We start from the raw sequence: 5649 nt of genomic DNA on the forward strand, positions 1-5649 counted from the left end.
GGTCATGGTTTTTTTATATGAAAAAATAGCGAAAGGAGAAAACAAAATGAAAAAAGTAATCTTATCTTTAGTAGTTGGATGTGGATTTTCTATTTTACTGACAGGGTACGAAACGAATAAGTCAGAAGTTAATAAAGAGATCTCTATGTTTAATCAAACTGAGGTACAAAACGTGTTAACAAACACTTTAGCAGTTGATAATTCACAAGAGATCGTTTGGAATCAAGCGCGATAATTAGTCGCGAAACTTCCAAAGTTGGTCTTACGTTTAAAAAACAACCGTCAAACCAAGACCATTGGTCATGGTTTTTTTATATTTTAAGAATAAAAATCAAGAAAGGAGAAAACAAAATGAAAAAAGCAATTTTATCTTTAGTAGTCGGATGTGGATTTTCTATTTTACTGACAGGGTACGAAACGAATAAGTCAGAAGTTAATAAAAAGATCTCAACGTTTAATCAAACTGAGGTACAAAACGTGTTAACAAACATTGTAACAGTTGATCAATCAAAAGAGATCATTTGGAATCAAGCACGCTAATTAGTCGTGAAATTTCCACTTTAGTTGGTCTTACGTTTAATAACAAACGTCAAACCACGGCCAAAGGTCATGGTTTTTTTATATGAAAAAAAATCGAGAGGAGAAAACAAAATGAAAAAAGTAATTTTATCTTTAGTAGTTGGATGTGGATTTTCTATTTTGCTGACAGGGTATGAAACGAATATGTCAAATGCTAATAAAAAGATCTCAACGTTTAATCAAATAGAAGTGCAAAACGTATTAACGAACACTTTAGCTACAAGTAAATCTCAACAAATCGTTTGGAATCAAGTACGCTAATATGAGTGAAAAATAAGTCTGTCTTATTTTGGGTTTCATAAATTCGATTGTAAATTTTAGTAAAAATCTATTTACAAATTTACCCTAAAGTTATATATTTACATTTAAATTCTATAATTTTCTAATTCAAAACCATAGTTGCTTAATCTTAAAAAGAGCGGGGGAACCATTTCTTTATTGGGGTGAATCCTTTTTGTTAAGGTAGGGGTATTCTTTAATCCCGAATCCGACAGCTAACCTCGTAAGCATTTAAAGAAGGGGGTTTATTTAGTATTGTTTTTTAAACACTAAGTAAAGCTTAGTGTTTTTTTGTATGCAAAAAAATAAAAATTGGTAGTTTTCACCAATGTATCGTTAGTTTTATTTGCTTTTTTAAGAAAAGGGGAGAGATTTATGCATCATCCGTCCGAATATATAGAAATTGGACTATTTATTTTAGCGATTTTTGGGATTTATTATTCTATATCAAATTTTAATAGTGTAAAACGAGTATTTATTGGAAGACCTATGAGAACAGCTGAAATTCATGCACAGCATAATAAGTTGATTTGGTTTATTGCTTTACCAATTCTTGCAGCTGATTTGTATTCATCTGTATCGTATGGACCAGAGGCGGGAATGACCGAGTTGATCGGTCTAGGGGTAAAAGCGCACTGGTATATCATACCGATTACAATAGCAACTGTTCTTTTATTAGGGATTCTTATTCTTTCATATATTATGGGGATCTTAGCTTATCCCAGTGGTGGTGGAGCATATGCAATTGCCAAGGATAATTTCAAACCTCGATGGGTTTCACTCGTCGCTTCAAGCTCACTTTTAGTTGATTATATCTTAACAGTTGCGGTTTCAGTTTCCGCTGCTCTTGAAGCAGTGTCATCTGCATACCCAGTAGTTAAACCTTATGAAACAGTTTTAGCGATATTTTGTGTATTTTTATTATTAGTCGTCAATCTTCGTGGGGTTGCTGAATCAGCTAAAATATTTGCGTGGCCTACATTTGGCTTTATGATCTGTATGTTACTTTTGATTTTTACAGGATTTTTTGACGAATTCCAAAATGGTTTTGTACAGCACCATACACCTACATTTGGTACAGTTCCACAAGGATTAAGTGTTTTACTTGTTTTAAAAGCATTTAGTTCGGCATGTTCTGCTTTAACAGGTATTGAAACAATTTCAAATGCAGTACCAGTTTTTAGAGAACCTCGTCAAAAAAATGCGATTAAAACATATATAGCATTAGGCGTAATAACTTCAATTACACTTTTAGGCTTTGCATATCATTTATATGTAAACGGAATTTCACCTAATCCAAATGATACGATGTTATCACAATTGATAAAGGTGTATTTTGGTCATGGAATTTTATATCAGGTTATCATTTGGTTTACATTTATTATTTTAATTTTGGCAGCTAACTCGACTTTTACAGGATTTTCACAGTTAGCAGCAATCGTTGCAGCTGATGGTTTTTTACCTAGAGGATTTACAAACCGAGGCGATCGTTTAGGTTATTCTAACGGTATTATTGCACTTGCTGCAGCTGCTAGTATTTTAATCATTGCATTCCAAGCACATACTAATGCACTAATACCACTGTACGCAATTGGTGTATTTTTATCATTTACAATTGCGCAATTAGGATTAACAAGAAGATGGAAGCGAGTAAAAGGGCCTAAATGGCAAGTTAAATTAGCGATAAACATTATTGGTTTAATCGTTACATCTGTTGTTACTGTTATATTTGCAGTGACTAAATTCGTAGATGGTGCTTGGGTTGTATTAGTCGTTATTCCGACAATTATTTTCTTCTCTTTAGCAATTTATAAGCATTATCAAAATGTAGCAAGCGAATTAGGCATCGATCTAAGTTCTTTTAAACCTGAAGCAAATAAGGTTATAACAGTTGTATTGGTTTCAGGTACTCATCGTGTCGTACACAATACATTGTCATTTGCAAAAGGGATTGCAACAGAACCGATTGCTGTTTATGTAGGCTTTGATGATGAATCAATTGAGAGAATGGAAGAAAAATGGGAAGAATGGGGTAATCCGTGTCGCTTAGTCGTTCTAAAAAGCCCGTATCGTTCAGTTCTTGCACCACTTTCAAGATTCATTAAGTTAATTGAAGCAAATGATCAAGATAGTCACATCCAAATTGTGATTCCACAATTTATTCCTAAGAGATGGTGGCATAATTTACTTCACAATCAAACAGCACTTTTACTTCGACTTTGGTTAATAAGTCAAAAGGATGTTGTCGTTACGACGGTTCCTTATCATTTGAGAAAATAGAGTTTTCAAGATTCAATAGATTAAAGCTAAATATGAGGGCGTCCCAAAAGATTAACTTTTTTTATGGGACCCTCATTTTTTTTATGGCATGTTGCAAATAAGGATTCAATCTTTGCAAAAAAATGATGGGTAATCGCAAATAAAAATGATAATTACCCCTACAGGTTCAGGTATTACGAAATCAAAAATATACAATTGAACATAATTTAAAGTGGAACACTAGCAAATATGCCTTATTTTTTCTATATCAAATTAAAAATTTGATAAAAGTCATAAAATAGATCGATTATATCAACTAGTTCAGATGAGATACCCCACTATATTCAACATAGTTCAAAGTTCTATAAATAATATTCCAAATGTTAGGATCGTCTCTTTATACGGACTTTTGAGGCAAACTTTTTCATATTAGTTAAGTGTATGTGAATTCAAAAATAATTCCTAATAGCTATGTCAATCACATATAATATTTGAGGTGTAATGAATAAACAAACCTAGCTTATCCCAAACCCCTGTTCAAAGAAAAGAGAGGACGTGTAATGATGGGACTCTCCGAAAAAAGGAATGTTTTAAATAGTAAAGAAGCTATTCTTTTAGCTGCATTCAGCTATCAAACATATGTACTTTTTCGTAAAGGAACGATTAATTTACCAAAAGGCTACGTCCTGAAGTATATTATTCATGCTGATGTAAATGTAGAGAATCCTACGAATGAGGTATTTGGTTTTATTGCTGAGTCAAAGGAAAATATTATTATCGCATTTAGAGGATATGCCGCTTATCCAGCAGATCTTATTGCAGCGTATGACATACTTCAAGTTCCTTATCCCTATGTTGAAAATAGCGGTAAAACTTCCCGGGGCTTTACATGTATTTATCAATCTACAAGAAAAAAAATATTAAAAGAATTAAACAAGTTTCCAAAGAATAAAAAACTATTTATTACTGGGCACAACTATGGTGGAGCATTAGCAACGTTAGCCACTATAGATATTATAACGAACTCAAAATTTAAAAACGCATCTGTTTATACTTATGGGAGTCCACGCGTTGGTGATCCAGATTTTGTTTATCAATTTAATCAAGTCGTGAAAAGTAGTCAAAGGATCGTTAATATTCATGATTCATTTACAACTTTTCCAGAAAAATTTTATCCCCCACCATTTACAGAGGAAGGGATCTATTATCAACATGTAAATACAAAGTATCCAATTTCCTTTCAGTTGAATGATACGCCAAGAAATGATGGAATAGGGTGTTATTTTAAAAACTTGAGTAATTTAAATACAGATTATGCAATGAAATTATGTAATGAAAATCCGGATTTTTGTCCTGATTCAGAAATGTGTTTTCCTTTTCAACGAACGTGTAACTGTCCAAAACCTTGTATTAAAGAAGGTGGTGGTTAATATGAATTACTATCGAAATGACCAAGTATTTAATAGTAATGATGCAATATTACTTGCTGCAATGTGCCATCAATCAAATCAGTTAATAGAGAGAGACACAGGAGAAGTTGTCTTACCAAAAGGTTTTAAACTCCATTCTACGATTTATGCTTATGCAGGAGTTGAAGAGCCAGAAGCTGAACCTTTTGGATTTATCGCAGAATCAAGAGATGAAATCATTATAGCTTTTAGAGGTACAGATTCATATAAAGACAATGAATCAGACCAGGACTTATATCAAATAGAGTATCCATTTGCTGAAAATGTTGGAAATACACATAGAGGATTTACTTGTATTTATCAATCTGCAAGAAATGAACTATTTACAGAATTAATGAAGTTATCACCTAATAAAAGACTATTGATAACAGGATACAGCTTGGGTGGGGCTTTAGCTTTATTAGCTGCTTTTGACATTACAGTGAATTCTGATTTCGACAATCTATCAGTCTATACTTTCGGTAGTCCGCGTGTTGCAGATCCAGAATTTGCATATCGATATAATCAAATTGTAAAGAGAAGTTTTCGTATTTATAATGTACATGACATCATTCCTACCTTACCTGTAGAAACTTATCCTCCACCGTTTACATCAAAAGGTTTGTATTATCGGCACGTGAACAACAATTTTCCAGTCTCGTTTCAATTAAATAGCATAGCTCGTAATCATTATATTGGCTGTTACTTTAATACAGTTAGCAGATTAGATCCAGAATTTACTTCTGCATTATGTTTGAATAATCCTGATTTTTGTCCAAGTATAAAAATATGTACTCCTTATAATGGGCAATGTATTGAAAAGAACTAAATAATAGTAAAATTTAAATCAAATCCATGGTTCTTATGGATTTGATTTTTTGTTTGAAGAGTAGGTGAGTTATTTTTGAAGTATAAATTAGTATCATGAACTACAGTTCCAAATCCACCTAAAGCTAAGGTAGCTTATAAAGTTGTAACGGTAGATGATGTTTTAACTCATTTAGGTTTAAAATAAACAAAATAGATTATTTTTACAAACAATTTAAATAGTTTATAAGTTTATTAAAAAACTATCCTACTTTTT

General features: G+C 32.2%; 6 protein-coding genes and 1 riboswitch. All 6 genes read left to right on the plus strand.

Going from position 1 to position 5649, the window contains the following annotated elements; all coding sequences use genetic code 11:
- On the plus strand, positions 1-235 hold a 235-nt coding region (locus tag CN514_RS18490; RefSeq protein ID WP_217993939.1), incomplete at its 5' end, for a hypothetical protein.
- A gap of 116 nt (positions 236-351) precedes the next feature.
- Positions 352-540, plus strand: coding sequence for a hypothetical protein (locus tag CN514_RS18495; RefSeq protein ID WP_098233867.1), 189 nt, complete (start codon positions 352-354; stop codon positions 538-540).
- Between the two features lie 111 nt (positions 541-651).
- Complete coding sequence (locus tag CN514_RS18500) at positions 652-840, plus strand: hypothetical protein (RefSeq protein WP_098233868.1); 189 nt, start codon at positions 652-654, stop codon at positions 838-840.
- A gap of 129 nt (positions 841-969) precedes the next feature.
- Positions 970-1103, plus strand: a riboswitch (cyclic di-AMP (ydaO/yuaA leader).
- Positions 1104-1233: 130 nt separating this feature from the next.
- Positions 1234-3138: an APC family permease gene (locus CN514_RS18505; protein WP_098233869.1), complete on the plus strand. Its 1905-nt coding sequence runs from the start codon at positions 1234-1236 to the stop codon at positions 3136-3138.
- Positions 3139-3680: 542 nt separating this feature from the next.
- Entirely contained in the window at positions 3681-4547 is an 867-nt protein-coding gene (locus CN514_RS18510; RefSeq protein ID WP_098233871.1) for a lipase family protein, read from the plus strand.
- A 1-nt stretch (position 4548) separates the two neighbouring features.
- Complete coding sequence (locus CN514_RS18515; RefSeq protein WP_098233870.1) at positions 4549-5394, plus strand: lipase family protein; 846 nt, start codon at positions 4549-4551, stop codon at positions 5392-5394.
- The last annotated feature ends 255 nt before the right edge of the window (positions 5395-5649 follow it).

Source organism: Bacillus sp. AFS001701, from assembly GCF_002559405.1.
Lineage (GTDB): Bacteria > Bacillota > Bacilli > Bacillales > Bacillaceae_G > Gottfriedia.